This is a genomic window from Streptomyces sp. NPDC020597, from assembly GCF_044335095.1.
Lineage (GTDB): Bacteria > Actinomycetota > Actinomycetes > Streptomycetales > Streptomycetaceae > Streptomyces.
Genome location: NZ_JBIRUL010000007.1, coordinates 175,021 through 189,477, shown reverse-complemented (window position 1 = coordinate 189,477; position 14,457 = coordinate 175,021). Strand labels below are relative to the sequence as shown.

The 14,457-nt window shown below is 71.6% G+C and carries 11 protein-coding genes; 7 read left to right on the top strand and 4 right to left on the bottom strand.

Features of this window, described 5'->3' with window-relative positions; all coding sequences use genetic code 11:
- Positions 1-10 precede the first annotated feature (10 nt).
- On the bottom strand, positions 11-1,030 hold the full coding sequence (locus ACH4ZA_RS15045) for a LacI family DNA-binding transcriptional regulator (RefSeq protein ID WP_398429695.1): 1,020 nt from the start codon (positions 1,028-1,030) through the stop codon (positions 11-13).
- Positions 1,031-1,305: 275 nt separating this feature from the next.
- Between ACH4ZA_RS15045 and ACH4ZA_RS15040 the strand changes: the two genes are divergently transcribed.
- The 6 genes from ACH4ZA_RS15040 to ACH4ZA_RS15015 all read left to right on the top strand — a co-directional run bounded on the left by ACH4ZA_RS15040 (position 1,306) and on the right by ACH4ZA_RS15015 (position 10,787).
- Positions 1,306-3,303, top strand: coding sequence for a glycoside hydrolase family 127 protein (locus ACH4ZA_RS15040; protein ID WP_398429694.1), 1,998 nt, complete (start codon positions 1,306-1,308; stop codon positions 3,301-3,303).
- 147 nt (positions 3,304-3,450) lie between these two features.
- A complete protein-coding gene (locus tag ACH4ZA_RS15035; protein ID WP_398429692.1) occupies positions 3,451-4,704 on the top strand; it encodes an extracellular solute-binding protein in 1,254 nt (417 codons plus the stop codon).
- A gap of 136 nt (positions 4,705-4,840) precedes the next feature.
- Entirely contained in the window at positions 4,841-5,824 is a 984-nt protein-coding gene (locus ACH4ZA_RS15030; RefSeq protein ID WP_398429691.1) for a carbohydrate ABC transporter permease, read from the top strand.
- The gene (locus ACH4ZA_RS15025; RefSeq protein WP_398429690.1) at positions 5,821-6,654 is read left to right on the top strand and encodes a carbohydrate ABC transporter permease; all 834 of its coding nucleotides are present in this window, start codon (positions 5,821-5,823) and stop codon (positions 6,652-6,654) included. Before ACH4ZA_RS15030 ends, ACH4ZA_RS15025 begins: the two co-directional genes overlap by 4 nt.
- Positions 6,655-6,952: 298 nt before the next feature.
- On the top strand, positions 6,953-8,659 hold the full coding sequence (locus tag ACH4ZA_RS15020; protein ID WP_398429688.1) for an RICIN domain-containing protein: 1,707 nt from the start codon (positions 6,953-6,955) through the stop codon (positions 8,657-8,659).
- 130 nt (positions 8,660-8,789) lie between these two features.
- The gene (locus ACH4ZA_RS15015) at positions 8,790-10,787 is read left to right on the top strand and encodes an SMI1/KNR4 family protein (RefSeq protein ID WP_398429686.1); all 1,998 of its coding nucleotides are present in this window, start codon (positions 8,790-8,792) and stop codon (positions 10,785-10,787) included.
- 7 nt (positions 10,788-10,794) lie between these two features.
- On the opposite strand, the gene ACH4ZA_RS15010 is transcribed toward ACH4ZA_RS15015, so the two are convergent.
- Positions 10,795-11,253 (bottom strand): cupin domain-containing protein, encoded by a 459-nt coding sequence (locus tag ACH4ZA_RS15010; protein WP_398429684.1) that lies wholly within the window; start codon positions 11,251-11,253, stop codon positions 10,795-10,797.
- A gap of 268 nt (positions 11,254-11,521) precedes the next feature.
- Here ACH4ZA_RS15010 and ACH4ZA_RS15005 point away from each other — a divergent pair, with 268 nt between their 5' ends.
- Entirely contained in the window at positions 11,522-12,217 is a 696-nt protein-coding gene (locus tag ACH4ZA_RS15005; RefSeq protein WP_398429682.1) for a type 1 glutamine amidotransferase domain-containing protein, read from the top strand.
- 134 nt (positions 12,218-12,351) lie between these two features.
- Here ACH4ZA_RS15005 and ACH4ZA_RS15000 read toward each other — a convergent pair whose 3' ends face one another.
- Both ACH4ZA_RS15000 and ACH4ZA_RS14995 read right to left on the bottom strand, forming a co-directional pair.
- A complete protein-coding gene (locus ACH4ZA_RS15000; RefSeq protein WP_351683286.1) occupies positions 12,352-13,008 on the bottom strand; it encodes a response regulator transcription factor in 657 nt (218 codons plus the stop codon).
- On the bottom strand, positions 13,005-14,321 hold the full coding sequence (locus ACH4ZA_RS14995) for a sensor histidine kinase (RefSeq protein ID WP_398429681.1): 1,317 nt from the start codon (positions 14,319-14,321) through the stop codon (positions 13,005-13,007). Before ACH4ZA_RS14995 ends, ACH4ZA_RS15000 begins: the two co-directional genes overlap by 4 nt.
- Positions 14,322-14,457 lie beyond the last annotated feature (136 nt).

The following is a 14,457-nucleotide window of genomic DNA, read 5'->3' as shown; positions in this document are numbered from 1 at the left end:
AAGAACAAGCTCAGGTCGATTCGCGGACGACGAGGCGGCAGGGCACGGTGTGCCGGCCCGGCTCCGGTGCGGAGCCGATGGCGTCCAGCAGTCGCAGGGCGGCCTGGCGGCCGATCTCGGCGAGGTCCGTGTCGATCGTGGTGAGCGGCGGGCGGCAGGCGAGGGCCATCACGTCCCAGTTGTCGTAGCCCACGATCGCGATCCGGCCGGGCACGTCCAGCCCGTTCTCGCGCAGCGCGTCGGCGACTCCCCTGGCGATCTGGTCGTTGCCGCAGAAGAAGGCGTCGGTGTCGGGCGCCGTCCGCAGGACCGCCTCGGCGGCGCGGCGGCCCCACGCCTCGCTCCACTCGCCGAAGTGCACATGACCGGTGGCGAGCTCCAGCGAGGAGCGTTCGATCAGTTCGACGGTGTGGTGGGCGCGGTCGCGGGCGGCGGCGTGATGGGCCGGGCCGGTGACGTGCGCGATCCGGGTGCGGCCGGTCGCCAGCAGGTGCTCGACGGCCAGCCGTGCCCCGCTCCGGTCGTCGGAGACCACGCAGATGTCGTCCGGGTCCGTGGACGGGGAGAGCGCGTAGACCGTCGGGATCGGGTCGATCCCCTTCAGGGGCGGCCGGGGGTCGGTGCGCCGGCCGGTCACGATGATGCCGTCCACCCGCCGGTCCACGAGGTTGCTCAGATGGTGCTGTTCGCGGATGGCGTCGCCACGGGTGTCGCACAGCAGCACGGAGATCTTCCCGGCGCCGAGCGCGTCCTCGGCGCCCAGCAGCACGGGCGTGCTGAAACGGCCGATGCCGTCGGTCGTCATCAGCCCCACGGTCCAGCTGCGGCCGGTGTGCAGGCTCTGCGCATGCTGGTTGGGACGGAAGTCGAGCGCCTCCACGGCCGCGAGGACCCGCTCCCGGGTCTCGGGCCGCATCCTGCCGCTGCCGTTCAGTGCTTTCGAGGCTGTGCCGACACTGACCCCGGCCAGCTTGGCGACATCGGCGAGCTTGGCCCGCCCGCTCGGCGGAGAACCTGGAACGGCGGTCACGCGCAACCCTTTTCCTAGACGACCTCGGCGACCTACATCGTGACATCGTTCACGGTCGCTGAACAGCCCTGCCCCCTGCACTGAAGATACTTGCGCGTACCTCTTGACTCACGCTCCTCACCTTTCTACCTTTCCGGACAGAAAAACGTTTGCTCAAACGGGAACGAGAGATCGCACCGCCTGTCGGCAACCCGAGACGCCGGCCCGCGGCGCCACGAGCCCCGCATACGCCGGACCCCTCCAACCCGCCTTCCCCTCCAACGCTCCGGAGAGCCATGTCCCGCCCACGTTCCGCCGTGCCTTCCTCCCTGCCGTCGGCCCCGTCCCGACGCAGAGACACCCCCCAGGGCCCGGTCCGTCACAGCCCGGACGCCGAGGCCGCGCTCGCCCCCGCCGCCGTCGCGGTGCACGGCGGATTCTGGGACGCCCGCCGCGAGGTGAACGCGCGCATCTCCATCCCCCAGGGCCCCGGACTGCTGGAGTCGGCGGGGAACCTGCGCAACCTGCGGCTCGCGGCCGGCACGGGCGAGGGAGAGTTCCAGGGCGCTTACCCGTTCGTGGACTCGGACGTGTACAAGTGGCTGGAGGCGGCTGCCTGGCAGCTCGCCCGGACCCCGGACGGCGGCCTCGCCGACGAGGTCGCCCGCATCGTCTCCCTCGTCGCCGCCGCGCAGCAGGACGACGGCTACCTCAACACCTGGTTCCAGCTGCTCAAGGGCGGCGCGCGCTACCAGGACCTGCGGTGGGGTCACGAACTGTACTGCGCCGGGCACCTGATCCAGGCGGCGGTGGCCCACCACCGGGCCACCGGCGGCAGCGAACTCCTCGACGTGGCCGTGAAGTTCGCCGACCACATCGACTCGGTCTTCGGCCTCCCCGGCAGCGGCAGGCCGATCGACGGCGTCGACGGGCACCCGGAGGTCGAGACCGCCCTCGTGGAGCTGTACCGGGAGACCGGCGAGCGCCGCTATCTGGACCTCGCAGGCTACTTCGTCGACCGCTTCGGCCACGGCCTGCTGGGCGGCGAGGTGTACTGCCAGGACCGTGTGCCGCTGCGCGAGGCGACGAACGTCGAGGGGCACGCCGTACGGCAGTTGTACCTGCTGGCCGCCGCGACCGACCTCGCCGTCGAGACCGGGGACGCCGGACTGCGCACGGCCGCCGAGCGGCTGTGGGAGGCGATGACCGCCACCAAGACCCACATCACGGGCGGGCTCGGCGCCCACCACGACGAGGAGGACTTCGGCGACCCGTACGAATTGCCCAATGAGCGCGCCTACTGCGAGACCTGCGCCGCCATCGCCTCCGTCCAGTGGAGTTGGCGCATGGCCCTGCTCACCGGCGAGGCCCGGTACTCCGACCTCGTCGAGCGCACGCTCTACAACGGCTTCCTGGCCGGCGTCTCCCTCGACGGCGAGCGGTGGCTGTACGTCAACCCGCTCCAGGTCCGGGACGGCCACACCGACGCCGGCGGCGACCAGTCGGCCCGACGCACCCGCTGGTTCCGGTGCGCCTGCTGCCCGCCCAACGTGATGCGGCTGCTGGCCGGACTGGAGCACTACCTGGCCTCCACGGACGGCGACGGACTGCAGATCCACCAGTACGTCGCCGGGCGCTACACCGGTCACCTCGACGGGTCCGCAGTCGTCGTCAGCGCCGAGACCGACTACCCCTGGCAGGGCACGATCGCCCTGAGCGTCGAGGAGACGCCGCGGGACCGGCCCTGGACGCTCTCGCTGCGCATTCCGCAGTGGTGCCGCGACTACCGGGTCCGCGTCGGGGACAGCGTGTACGACACGGCGGGCGCACCCGTCGCCGACGGCTGGCTGCGACTGGAACGCACATGGGCGCCCGGCGACCGGATCGTCCTCGACCTCGGCATCGAGCCTCGCCTCACCGCCGCGGACCCGCGGGTGGACGCCGTGCGCGGCTGCGTCGCCATCGAGCGCGGCCCGCTCGTCTACTGCCTGGAAGGGGTCGACCACCCGGGCGGCGGGCTGGACGACATGGTGCTCGACACCACCCGTCCGCTCGCCGTCAAGCACCGTCCCGATCTGCTCGGCGGCGTCGTCACCGTCCTGGCCGCCGGTCGTCGCCGGAGCATCGCCGACGCCGGCTGGTGGCCGTACCGGACCGCGGACGCCGCTGCCGACGCCGACGAGCGCCACGGCGCAGAGTCAGCCGACGAACCCCTCGAGCTGACCGCGATCCCCTACTACGCGTGGGCCAACCGTCAGGACGGCAGCATGCGCGTGTGGCTGCCCACCTCCTGACCCGTCGCCCCCCGTCGCCCTGCCGGCCTTCCCTCCCCCCTCCTCACCTCTCCTGTCCTTCCTGTCCTTCCTGTCTCTCCTGCCTTCCCTGTCTTCCCTGCCTTCCTCCTTCGCTCACCACGAGCCGCACCAGACAACGAGGTCACCGTGAGAAACACCCGCCGCACCCTGGTCGCCGCGATCGCCGCAATAGGCGCGCTCACCTCCGTCGCCGCCTGCGGGGGCGGAGACTCCGACTCCTCCGCCTCCGGGTCCGGCAGCACCGGCGGGACGTACGCCTTCTGGGACCCCTACCCGCAGTTCGACGCCTCCTCCGACTGGGGCAAGCTCGTCAGCAAGTGCGGCACGGACGCCGGCGTCAAGATCAAGCGCACCGCCATGGACACCACGGACCTGGGCAACAAGGCGCTGCTCGCCGCCCAGCAGGGCAACGCGCCCGACGTGATGCTGGTGGACAACCCGGTCGTCTCCACGCTGGTGGCGGCGGGCATCGTCACCAAGACGAGCGATCTGGGCCTGGACACGAAGTCGATACAGCAGAACATCCTCGGCGCGGGCACCATCGACGGCGCCTCCTACGGCGTCCCGATCGGCGCCAACACGCTCGCCCTCTATTACAACAAGAAGGTGCTGGCCGCGGCAGGCGTCGACCCTGCCGCCATCAAGGACTGGAACTCGCTGACGGCGGCCCTGAAGAAGGTCAAGTCGGCCGGGAAGAAGGGCATCACCTTCTCCGCGATCGGCACGGAGGAGGGCAGCTTCCAGTTCCTGCCGTGGTTCTGGGGCGCCGGCGCCGACCTCACCGCGCTGGACTCGGCGAAGGGCGTCGCCGCGCTGTCGCTGTGGAAGGGCTGGGTCGACGACGGGCTCGCCCCCAAGGACGTCCTGCAGAACACCCAGACCACCAGCTGGCAGGAGTTCGCCACCGGCGACTACGCGTTCGGCGAGAACGGCACCTGGCAGCTCGGCAACGCGGCGAAGGCCGGCTTCGAGTACGGCGTGATCAACGTGCCCGCGCAGAACGGGGGTTCGGCTCCGGTGCCGACCGGCGGCGAGTTCGTCACCGTGCCCGTGCAGAAGGACACCGCCCGCTACGACGTCAGCAAGAAGATCGTCACCTGTCTGACCAGCGGCGCCAACCTGCTGTCCACGGACACGACCCTGGCCTACGTGGCGCCGACCGCGGCGGTACAGGCCGAGCAGGTCAAGGCGAACCCCGCGCTCAAGCCGTGGGTCGACGCCGTGGCCGCGGCACGCGGCCGCACCAGCGGCGGCCTCGGCACCAAGTACCCGACCATCTCCCAGCCCATGTGGACCGCCGTCCAGGCCGCGCTGTCCGGCGGCCAGAGCCCGCAGGCCGCCCTCGAGGCCGCCCAGAAGGCCGCCGGCAAGGCCGGCTGACCTCCGCCGCGCCGCCCACGGCGCTTCGCGAGCCGTCTTCACACCGCACGCACGACAGCGCTTCGCTGCCCGGACACCGTCACCGGACCGTCCGGGCAGTCCACCGCATTCCTGCCACCCGCATCCAGGAGTTCGCATGACCACCGCCCGCGTCGACCGCCGACCGCAGCGGTCTCCGGTGAGGTCTGGGGCGACCGACGCCGGACAACGGACGGAGATCCCGGCGCCGCAGCGCCGGCAGCGCCGCAGGAGCCGGTTGACCGCCCTCGCGTTCCTCGCGCCGCTGGCCGTCTACCTCGCCGCGTTCTACCTCTATCCCCTCTACCGCAACCTCGACCTGAGTCTGCGCGACTACACCGTGCGGTCGTTCGTGTCGGGCGACGCGCCGTTCTCCGGGCTGGACAACTTCCGGACCGTCCTGGACGATCCCACGTTCGGCCCGGCCCTGCGCCACACCATGGTCTTCACGTTCGTGTCGATCGCCTTCCAGTACGCGGCCGGGCTCGCCCTCGCCGTCTTCTTCAACCGCCGGTTCCGCCTCGCCGGAACCCTCCGGGCGCTGTTCCTGATCCCCTGGCTGCTGCCGCTGATCGTGTCGGCGTCGACCTGGTCGTGGATGTTCAACAGCGAGTCCGGGGTGCTCAACTACGCCCTCCAGCTGGTGGGCGTCGGGCCGGTCGACTGGCTGACCTCGCCCGACTGGGCGCTGACCTCGGTCATCGTCGCCAACATCTGGATCGGCATCCCGTTCAACCTGGTCATCCTCTACAGCGGACTGCAGAACATCCCGGGCGAGCTGTACGAGGCCGCGTCGCTGGACGGGGCGAACGCCTGGCAGCAGTTCCGGCGCATCACCTTCCCGCTGCTGCGCCCGGTCTCGGCGATCACCCTGCTCCTCGGACTCGTCTACACCCTCAAGGTGTTCGACCTGATCTGGATCATGACCAAGGGAGGCCCAGGTGACGCCTCGTCCACCCTGGCCACCTGGTCCTACCAGCTCGGATTCGGCACGCTGCTGCCCAAGTTCGGCCCCGGGGCCGCCGTCGGCAACATCCTCATCCTCATCGCCGTCGCCTTCGGGCTGCTGTACATCCGCGTCCAAAGGAGGCAGCAAGCATGACCGCCGCCCACCGCCCCGCCCGGCGCTCGCGTCTGCACACCGCCGTCGGCGTCCTGCTCACCGCCGTCATGCTGTTCCCGGTGTACTGGATGCTCAACGTGTCCCTCACCCCGCAGCAGGACATGCGCAAGAGCCCGCCCGACCTGCTCCCCCTGCACCCCACCTTCGAGGGCTACCGGGCCGTCCTCGACGACCAGCTGCCCTACCTCGGCACCAGCCTGCTGATCGGCCTCGGCACGGTCGCCCTCACCCTCCTGCTCGCCGCCCCGGCCGGCTACGCGCTCGCCAAGCTCCGCCCGCTCGGCGGCGGCGCCCTCGGTCTGTTCCTGCTGATCGCCCAGATGATCCCCGGCATCGTCATGGCCATGGGCTTCTACGGCATCTTCCTCGACCTCGGTCTGCTCAACTCCTGGTGGGGACTGATCATCGCCGACTCCACCATCGCCGTGCCGTTCGGCGTCATGATCTTCACCGCGTTCATGTCGGGCATCCCCGGCGAACTGATCGCCGCCTCCCGCATCGACGGCGCCGGCCCCTTCCGCACCTTCTGGTCGATCGTCCTGCCGGTCAGCCGCAACGCGCTGGTGACCGTCTCCCTCTTCAGCTTCCTGTGGGCCTGGTCCGACTTCGTCTTCGCCAACACCCTGGACGGCGGCGGCGACTGGCGCCCCATCACGCTCGGCATCTACCACTACATCGGCAACAACAACCAGGAATGGAACGCGATCATGGCCACCGCCGTCGTCGCGTCCCTCCCCGCCGCCGTGCTGCTCGTCCTCGCCCAGCGCTATGTGGCCGCGGGCGTCACCGCGGGCGCGGTCAAGGACTGACCTCCCGATGCCCGCGGTCCCCGGTCCGCCGAGCGGACGGGGGCGTGATCCGCCCTGCCCCGCCGCATCCGCACACCGTGCCCGGCTCCCACCTGTCAGGAGGCGAGAGCCCACGTCCCGTCCGTGCGACCTGTCCATGGACCCGCCCGTCACCCCCGCAGTGCCCGCAGCAACCCCATTGCCCGCAGCAATCCCTGCGCTCGCAGTGCCCACCCCTCCCTCAGGAGAGCCGCTGATGTCATACCTGAGCCCCCGCCACCGACCCGGAAGCCCTCGGGCCCGCGTCACTGCAGCCGCCGTGGCCGCGACGCTGGTCACCGGCGCCGTCGTGCTGACCGGCGCGTCCGCGCAGGCCAGCCCCACCTCCGCCACCACCCTGGTCGTCAACGCGAACCAGGTCCTGCGTCCGGTCACCCACGTCGGCACGGGCAGCCTCTACGGCCTGGCCGACAACGCCACCCCCTCCGACAGCCTCACCAACGCGCTGAAGCCGAACACCTTCGTGCAGATGGCCCCGGGCGGCTCCCAGTTGCCCAACGGGGAGCCCGCTCCCGCCGGTGACGCCCTCGTGGTGGCGCCGAAGGCGGCCCGCGCGGGCGCCAAGGTGGTCGCACGAATGCCGGACTGGTACCCGGACTTCCCCTACAAGTGGGTCAGCATGAGCAACTGGCTGTCCGCCGTGGACCAGCAGATCGCCGCCGTCAAGGCTTCCAGCGCCACCAACATCTCCGCGTGGGCCATCTGGAACGAGCCCGACGGGAACTGGGACACCGCCAAGGCCGGTCCCTTCGACGCCGCGTGGAACACGACGTACAAGGAGATCCGCTCCAAGGACACCACCACGCCGATCCAGGGTCCGAGCTTCGCGACGTACACCCGCGCCAAGATGCAGACGTTCCTGCAGGACGCCATCGCCAACAACGCCGTCCCCGACGTCATCGCCTGGCACGAACTGCAGACCAGCTCCACCATCGCCTCGCACATCGCCGACTACCGCGCGCTGGAGTCCAGCCTCGGCCTGAGCCCCCGTCCGATCGACATCGAGGAATACGGCACCCCGTCCGAGATGGGCAACTCCGGCGCCCTCATCGGGTACGCCGCCAAGTTCGAGCGCGGCGGCGTGCGCAACGCCGAACTCGCCTTCTGGAACCACTACGGCACCCTCGGCGACACCCTCACGGACACCGGCGGCTCGCCCAACGGCTCCTACTGGACCTACAAGTGGTACGGCGACATGTCCGGAAACATGCTCACCACCACCCCGCCCGCACAGACCGGCATCGACGGACTCGCCTCCCTCAACGCCGCCGGCAACCAGGTCAGCGTGATAGCAGGCGGCTGCACCGGCTCGTGCGCGGTCACCGTCAACGGCCTCTCCTCCCTGGCGGCCTTCGGCAGCACGGTGCACGTCAAAGTCGAGTACTCCCCCGCCACCGGACGCCTCAACGCCTCCCCCGGCCCGATCACCGTCTCCGACGCCAGCTACACGGTCTCGAACGGCTCGATCACGGTTCCGGTCGTCATGAACGCCAACGACGGCTACCACGTGGTCGTCACCCCCAGCGGCACCAACACCTCGCTGGCCGGCCGCTACCAGATCACCAACAAGAACAGCGGCCTCGCCCTCGACACCCTGAACGCGGGCACCGGCCAGGGCACCTCCGTCGTCCAGGCCACGTCCACCACGGGCACCGACCAGAACTGGACCCTCGTGGCCGCCGGGAGCGGCCTGTACAAGATCCAGCAGCAGGCCAGCGGCCTGCTGCTGGGCATCACCAACGCGGGCACCGCCGACGGAGGCACGGCCCTGATCTGGGGTGACAACGGCACCGCCGACCACCTCTGGCAGGTCATCCCGGCCCCGGGCGGCTACTACAAGATCGCCAACTACAACAGCGGACGCCTCCTCGGCGTCAACGGCATGAGCACGGCCTCCGGCGCCCAGGTCCTGCAGTGGTCGGACAACGGCACCGCCGACCACCTCTGGACGCTCACCGCGCGCTGACCCCGCCCGTCCCACGGTCCCTCGCCCGCCGCCCGGCGGGCGAGGGACCGTCCGTCTGTCCGCACGGTGTCCCGCGTGCGGTCGGCGCCCCGACGCGGCGCTGTCAGTGGCGGGTGGCAGCATCGCGAGCATGACGGACACCACGGCATTCGACTGGCGGCCCTTCCTTCAGGCCTGGAGCGGAGAATGGGCGGACTCCCTGCCGGACGACGAGGAGCGGAGCGAGGACGACGAGGCCGCACGCAGGGCCCGGTGGCTGGGGCTCCCTCCCGCGTCGGAGGAACGGATCGCGGCCATGGAGGAGCGTCTCGGCCGCCGGATGCCCCCGTCCTACCGGCGCTTCCTCGAGGTCAGCGACGGATGGCGGCACGCGGGCGGGTTCGTGTGGCTGCTCGCGGGGACCGAGGAGGCGCACTGGCACAACGACGAGTCCGGACTCGCGGAGATGTTCGAGGAGGACCTCGACGACGACGCGAGCCCCGAGGAGCGGCGGGAGGCCGACCTCTGGCGGCGCGGGCTGCAACTCGACGTGGAGTCCGACATCACGCACGTCCTCCTCGATCCCGACGACGTGGACGAGGACGGCGAATGGGCCGTGTACACCTGGGCGAGCTGGCGCGCCGAGCCGCCGGAGCGGCACGCCGACTTCCTCGAGTTCATGCGGGCGATGCACCGGGAGTTCCACAGCCTGCAGGCGCGCCGCAGCGACACGGAGCCGGAGTTCGCCAACGACACGACACGCGAGCTGGACGCCAGGGTGGCGCAGGCCCGGCTGGACGCGCTGCGCGGCGACTGGGAGCGGGCCCAGAAGTCGCTGAACGAGGCGAAGGCGTACGGCAGGCCGAGGGCCGCCGGACTGGGCGACCAGATACGCCGCCTGCTCGGACAGACCTACATGGTGTACTTCGACGGCCTGGTGACCGACCCCCGGTACGCTCCGGAGCTGTTGCCGCCGCTGGTCGCCGCGCACGCGGCGAACACGCACTGGGACGACTCCACGCTGACGTTCCATCTGCGGGGCGCCGACGAAGGCGTCGTGTCGCTGGCCTTCGAGACGCTGGATCAGGTGCGCAGCGGCACATACCAGTACACGGCGACCGGCCCGTTCGGGGAGACGGTCGTGCGGGCGCGGGAGATGGCGCGGTGGGGGGACGCCGACGGGGCGTGGCGGACCCTGCTGGAGGCCCTGCCCCGTTGGGAGCCGCTGGGGCCCGACCATCTGGCGCCGCTCGGATGGGTGGCCGACCCGGTGCTCGGGCCGCTGCTGACCGCGGAGCGGGGCCGTGAACTGCTGTCCAGTCCACGGGCCGGGCAGGCCGGTGAGGCGCCGGCGCCGACGGCCGTGCCCGACCCGGGCGGCCTCGCGTGGCTCGCGGAGCCGGACCGGCACCGTGACCTCACGTCGTACCGGTTCGTCCTGGTGGAGGGAGCAACGCCGGAGGAACTGCCCGCACGCCTCGCGGACGGGGAGGACGGCGACGGGGGCGAGGGCGGTGACAAGGGCCGGGGCGAGCGCGCCGTGCTGAGCGCGCCCATGACCTTCCGGGAGGCGCGCCACAAGTCGCTGGAGGGCCGCAGGGAGTTCTCCTCCTACGACGACCGGGCTCTGATGGCGGTCGGCCGAGCCGGCGCCGACTGGAGCTTCGCCTTCGACGGCGACCCGGCGGGGTTCGCCGGGCAGCGGTTCGTCTCCCCGGCCGCGGCCGCGAGCGCGGGCGCCCGCGCGGTGGTGGTGTGGTGCGGCCTGAGGGCCCGGCACGGGAGGCCGTTCTTCCACCTCTCCGTCGCGTGCGACGGCGTGGAGCAGTACGCGTTCACCTACGAGGACGGTGCGGTCCGGCACAGCGGAGAGACACCGCGGGCACTGGACCCGGGCCGGTTCTTCGGCGACGTGTCGGACGCCGCCGGGACGGAACGGGCGCTGCTGACCGCGGTGGCCGCGGAGTTCGGCGTCTCGCTGCCGCGTCAAGCGCTCGTGCACGGGCGGCTGCACACGTTCACCTCCCGTTCCTGGACCCGCCCGCCGCAGGAGGGAGAGACGTACGCGGTGATCCGGCTGCACGTGGGGGGATCCGCGCTCCCGGCGGACGGCGAGCGGGCGGCCGACGGCGGGGCGGAAGGCCGGTAGCGAGCTGTCAGCCGGTGGGAGACGGCGGGCCGTCCCCGGTCGGCCGGGAGCGGATCTGCATGCCCGGCCGACGCGGGTGGACGGTGAGATAGGACAGCCCGTCGCCGTGCGCCGTGATGCTGCGGCTGGATTCCTTCGGCAGCCAGACGAGCTTGCCCTGGGCGAGGGGCTCCGCCTCGTCGGGCGTTCCCAGGACGCCGTCTCCGGCGACGACGAGGAGAAGGACGTCCAGTTCCGGTTCGACGTGGGCGTGGACGTGCCGACCGGCCGGAAGGCGCACGAGGTTGGCGTCGAGCTGGCGTCCGGACTCGGCGAGCCTCCACAGTGCGCCGGAGTCGGCGAGGGGAAGTCCGGTCAGCTCCATGACGTCGCACAGGACGCCCGCGGCGGGCGCCGGCGTCCGGTCCTGGTCCTTCGCCGACGGGGCCTGAGGAACAGTGCCGTCCGCTTTCATGCCGTCACCCATGTGCACCAGTATGCCGACGGGCCGGCCGTCCCTGGAAGCGGGCGGCGCGGACACGCCCTCCGGCGGGGTGTCGCGTTCGCGTAGTACCGGAGTACCGGTCGGCGGGAGCCGATGTACTTCCCCGGTACCGGGTGTGACCGGCGATCACCTCCTATGGTGGTACCGGCCTGAAGGGAACAGCGGCCCGACCTGGTGTCGCCGGCGAGGCCGCGCACGGGGCCGCACGTGTCCGCACGGCGGCGCCGGCCCTCTGAACAGAAGGACACGGATGTCCCCCACGAAGCGCATTCTCATCATCGTCACCAGCACCGGCGAGTACGAGAAGGTCGGTTACCGCACCGGTCTCTGGCTGGGCGAGCTGACCCATTTCTACGACGTCGCCGAACAGGCGGGCTTCGAGCTCACCGTCGCGAGCATCGAGGGCGGCCCCGTGCCGCTCGACCCGGAGAGCCTCGCCCACAGCGTCCTCGGCGACCTCGGCACCGACAAGCGGTACGCCGACCGCGCGTTCATGGACACGCTGCGGGACGTCGTCGCCGTGAGCGAGGTCGACGTCAACGACTACGACGCCATCTACCTGACCGGCGGTCACGGTGTGATGTTCGACTTCCACCAGAGCCGGGCCCTGGAGACGCTCATCGCGCGGTTCTACGAGAGCGGCCGGATCGTGTCGGCGGTCTGCCACGGCCCCTGCGGCCTGCTCGACGTCACCCTCAGCGACGGCGAGCAGCTGGTGAAGGGCAAGAACGTCACGGGCTTCTCCTGGCGGGAGGAGGAACTCGCCCAGCGCGCCGACGCCGTCCCCTACAGCCTCGAGGACCGGCTGAAGGAACTCGGCGCGCGGTACAGCGTCGCGGAGAAGCCCTTCGACACGTACGTCGTCGAGGACGACCGTCTGATCACCGGGCAGAACCCGGGCAGCGCCAGGGCGGTCGCCGAGGCCGTGGTGCGCCGGCTCGGCTGAGCGGCGGCCGGACGAGGGGGACCGCCCGGCACGGCGCCGGTCGGCTCCCCACACCGTCCGGAGCGCCCGCGCGTCCGCGCCCACCGCCGTGGCCATCGTCGTGGTCTTGGGCTTGGGCGACGGTGCGCGCGGGTTCAGGCCGGCCGGACCAGCCCCGCGTCGTAGGCGAAGATGACGGCCTGCACGCGGTCCCGGGCGCCGACCTTGGCGAGGATGCGGCTGACGTGCGACTTGACGGTGGTCTCGGCGAGATGGAGGCGCTCGGCGACCTCGGCGTTGCTGTAGCCGCTGGCGACGACCGTGAGAACCTCGCGCTCGCGTTCGGTGAGCACCGCGAGCCGTCTTTCCTGGTCGCCGGTGTGACCGGGCAGTCGGTTGCTGAAGGCGTCGATGAGCTTGCGGGTCAGTCCGGGCGAGATGACGGCGTCCCCGGCGGCCACCGCCCGGATGCCCGCGACCAGTTCGTCGGGCAGGGCGTCCTTGAGCAGGAACCCGCTCGCGCCGGCGCGCAGTGCGTTGTAGGCGTACTCGTCGAGGTCGAACGTCGTCAGCACCAGCACCCGGGAGCGGCCCCCGGACTCCACGATGCGGCGGGTGGCCTCGATGCCGTCCATGCCGGGCATCCGGATGTCCATGAGGACGACGTCGGGGTGCAGTTCGGCCGTCATGCGGACGGCCTCGGCGCCGTGGGTGGCCTCGCCGACCACGGTGAGGTCCGCGTGCTGTTCCATCAGCATGCTGAACCCGAGGCGCTGCAACGCCTGGTCGTCGACGATCAGGACGGTGGTCATCGTGGGTCCTCCTGGGCGGGGGTGGACGGCGGGGTGGTGTGCAGAACGGCGCGGACGGTCCAGCCGCCCCGCGGATTGGGTCCCGTGCTGACGGCGCCCTGGTAGAGGGCCGCGCGTTCCCGCATGCCGAGCAGTCCGTGGCCGCCGCCGTCCGCGGTGGGTCGCCGGGGGGCGCGAGCCGGGCCGGTGTCCTCGACGGTGACGCGCACCGTGCCCTTCTGCGCGACGACGGTCACCTCGACGGCGGTGTCGGGAGCGGCGTGCTTGAGGGTGTTGGTCAGGGCTTCCTGGACGATCCGGTAGACGGCCAGCTGGAGGGCCGCCGGCAGAGCGGCCAGGTCGCCCTCCGTGTGCAGGGTGGCCGCCGGGCCCGCGGCCCGGACCCGTTCCAGCAGCGCGTCGAGGTCGGCGGTGCCGGGCTGCGGACTGAAGGGGGCGTCGGGGCGCTCGTCGTCGCGGATGGTGGCCAGCAGGCGGCGCAGGTCCGCCAGGGCGCCGCGCCCGCTGTCGGCGATGATCCGCAGGGTGTCCGCGCCCCGCTTGGGCTTCGTCTCGGCGAGCCCGGCCGCCCCGTCGGCCAACCCGACGATCACGGCCAGGGTGTGGCCGAGGATGTCGTGCATCTCCCGGGAGACACGGGCGCGTTCCGCCGCCTCGGCGAGTCGCGCCCGTTGGTCCCGCTCCACCTCCAGACGCACGGCACGGTCCTCGAGGGCGGCGATGTAGGAGCGGGCCACGCGGCCGGCCAGGCCCAGTCCGGCGATGGCGAGCATGCTGAGGACGAGTTCGGTCGTCACGGCCGGCGAGCTGTCGACGCGCTCCAGCTGCCGGTCGTCGGCGTAGGCGACGATCGTCACGATGGTCTGGGGGACCGCCACGCAGACGGCGACGGCCAGTTGGGCGGGCGGCGCGAACCGTGCGAGGTTGTACAGCATGATCAGCTGAGCGAGGAAGTGCGCGTTGGTCAGCACTCCCGAGGCGGCCTCCGCCATCGAGAAGGCCGTCACCACCGCGAAGACGAGCAGCGGGCGGCTCTCCCGCCACAGCAGCGGCACGGTGAATCCGGCCAGGAGCAGCATCGCGACGGGAAGTCCGGGCCGGCCGTCCTCGCCGGCGACGAACAGCGCCGGAAGACCGATCCCCGCGCACACCAGCGGCGCCGCCCACTTCCGGAACCGGGGATGGGCCTGGTTCATCCGGCTCATCGACATCAGCATCGTCAGGAGCCGTACGACGGTGCTCTGCTCGGGGCCGCTCAGCAGGGCGCCGGGGTCGACCGGGCGGGCGTCTGAGGATGACGTCACGGCGTGCATCTCCGGGAGTGCGGGCGGAGCGTCCGTCGGCTCCGGGGAGGAGCCGGCCGACGGACGACGACGGAGTGGTGGTGGACGACGCTACGCGATCGGCATGCGCGGTGATCACGCCCGACCGTCGGTTCGCGGCGCCCGG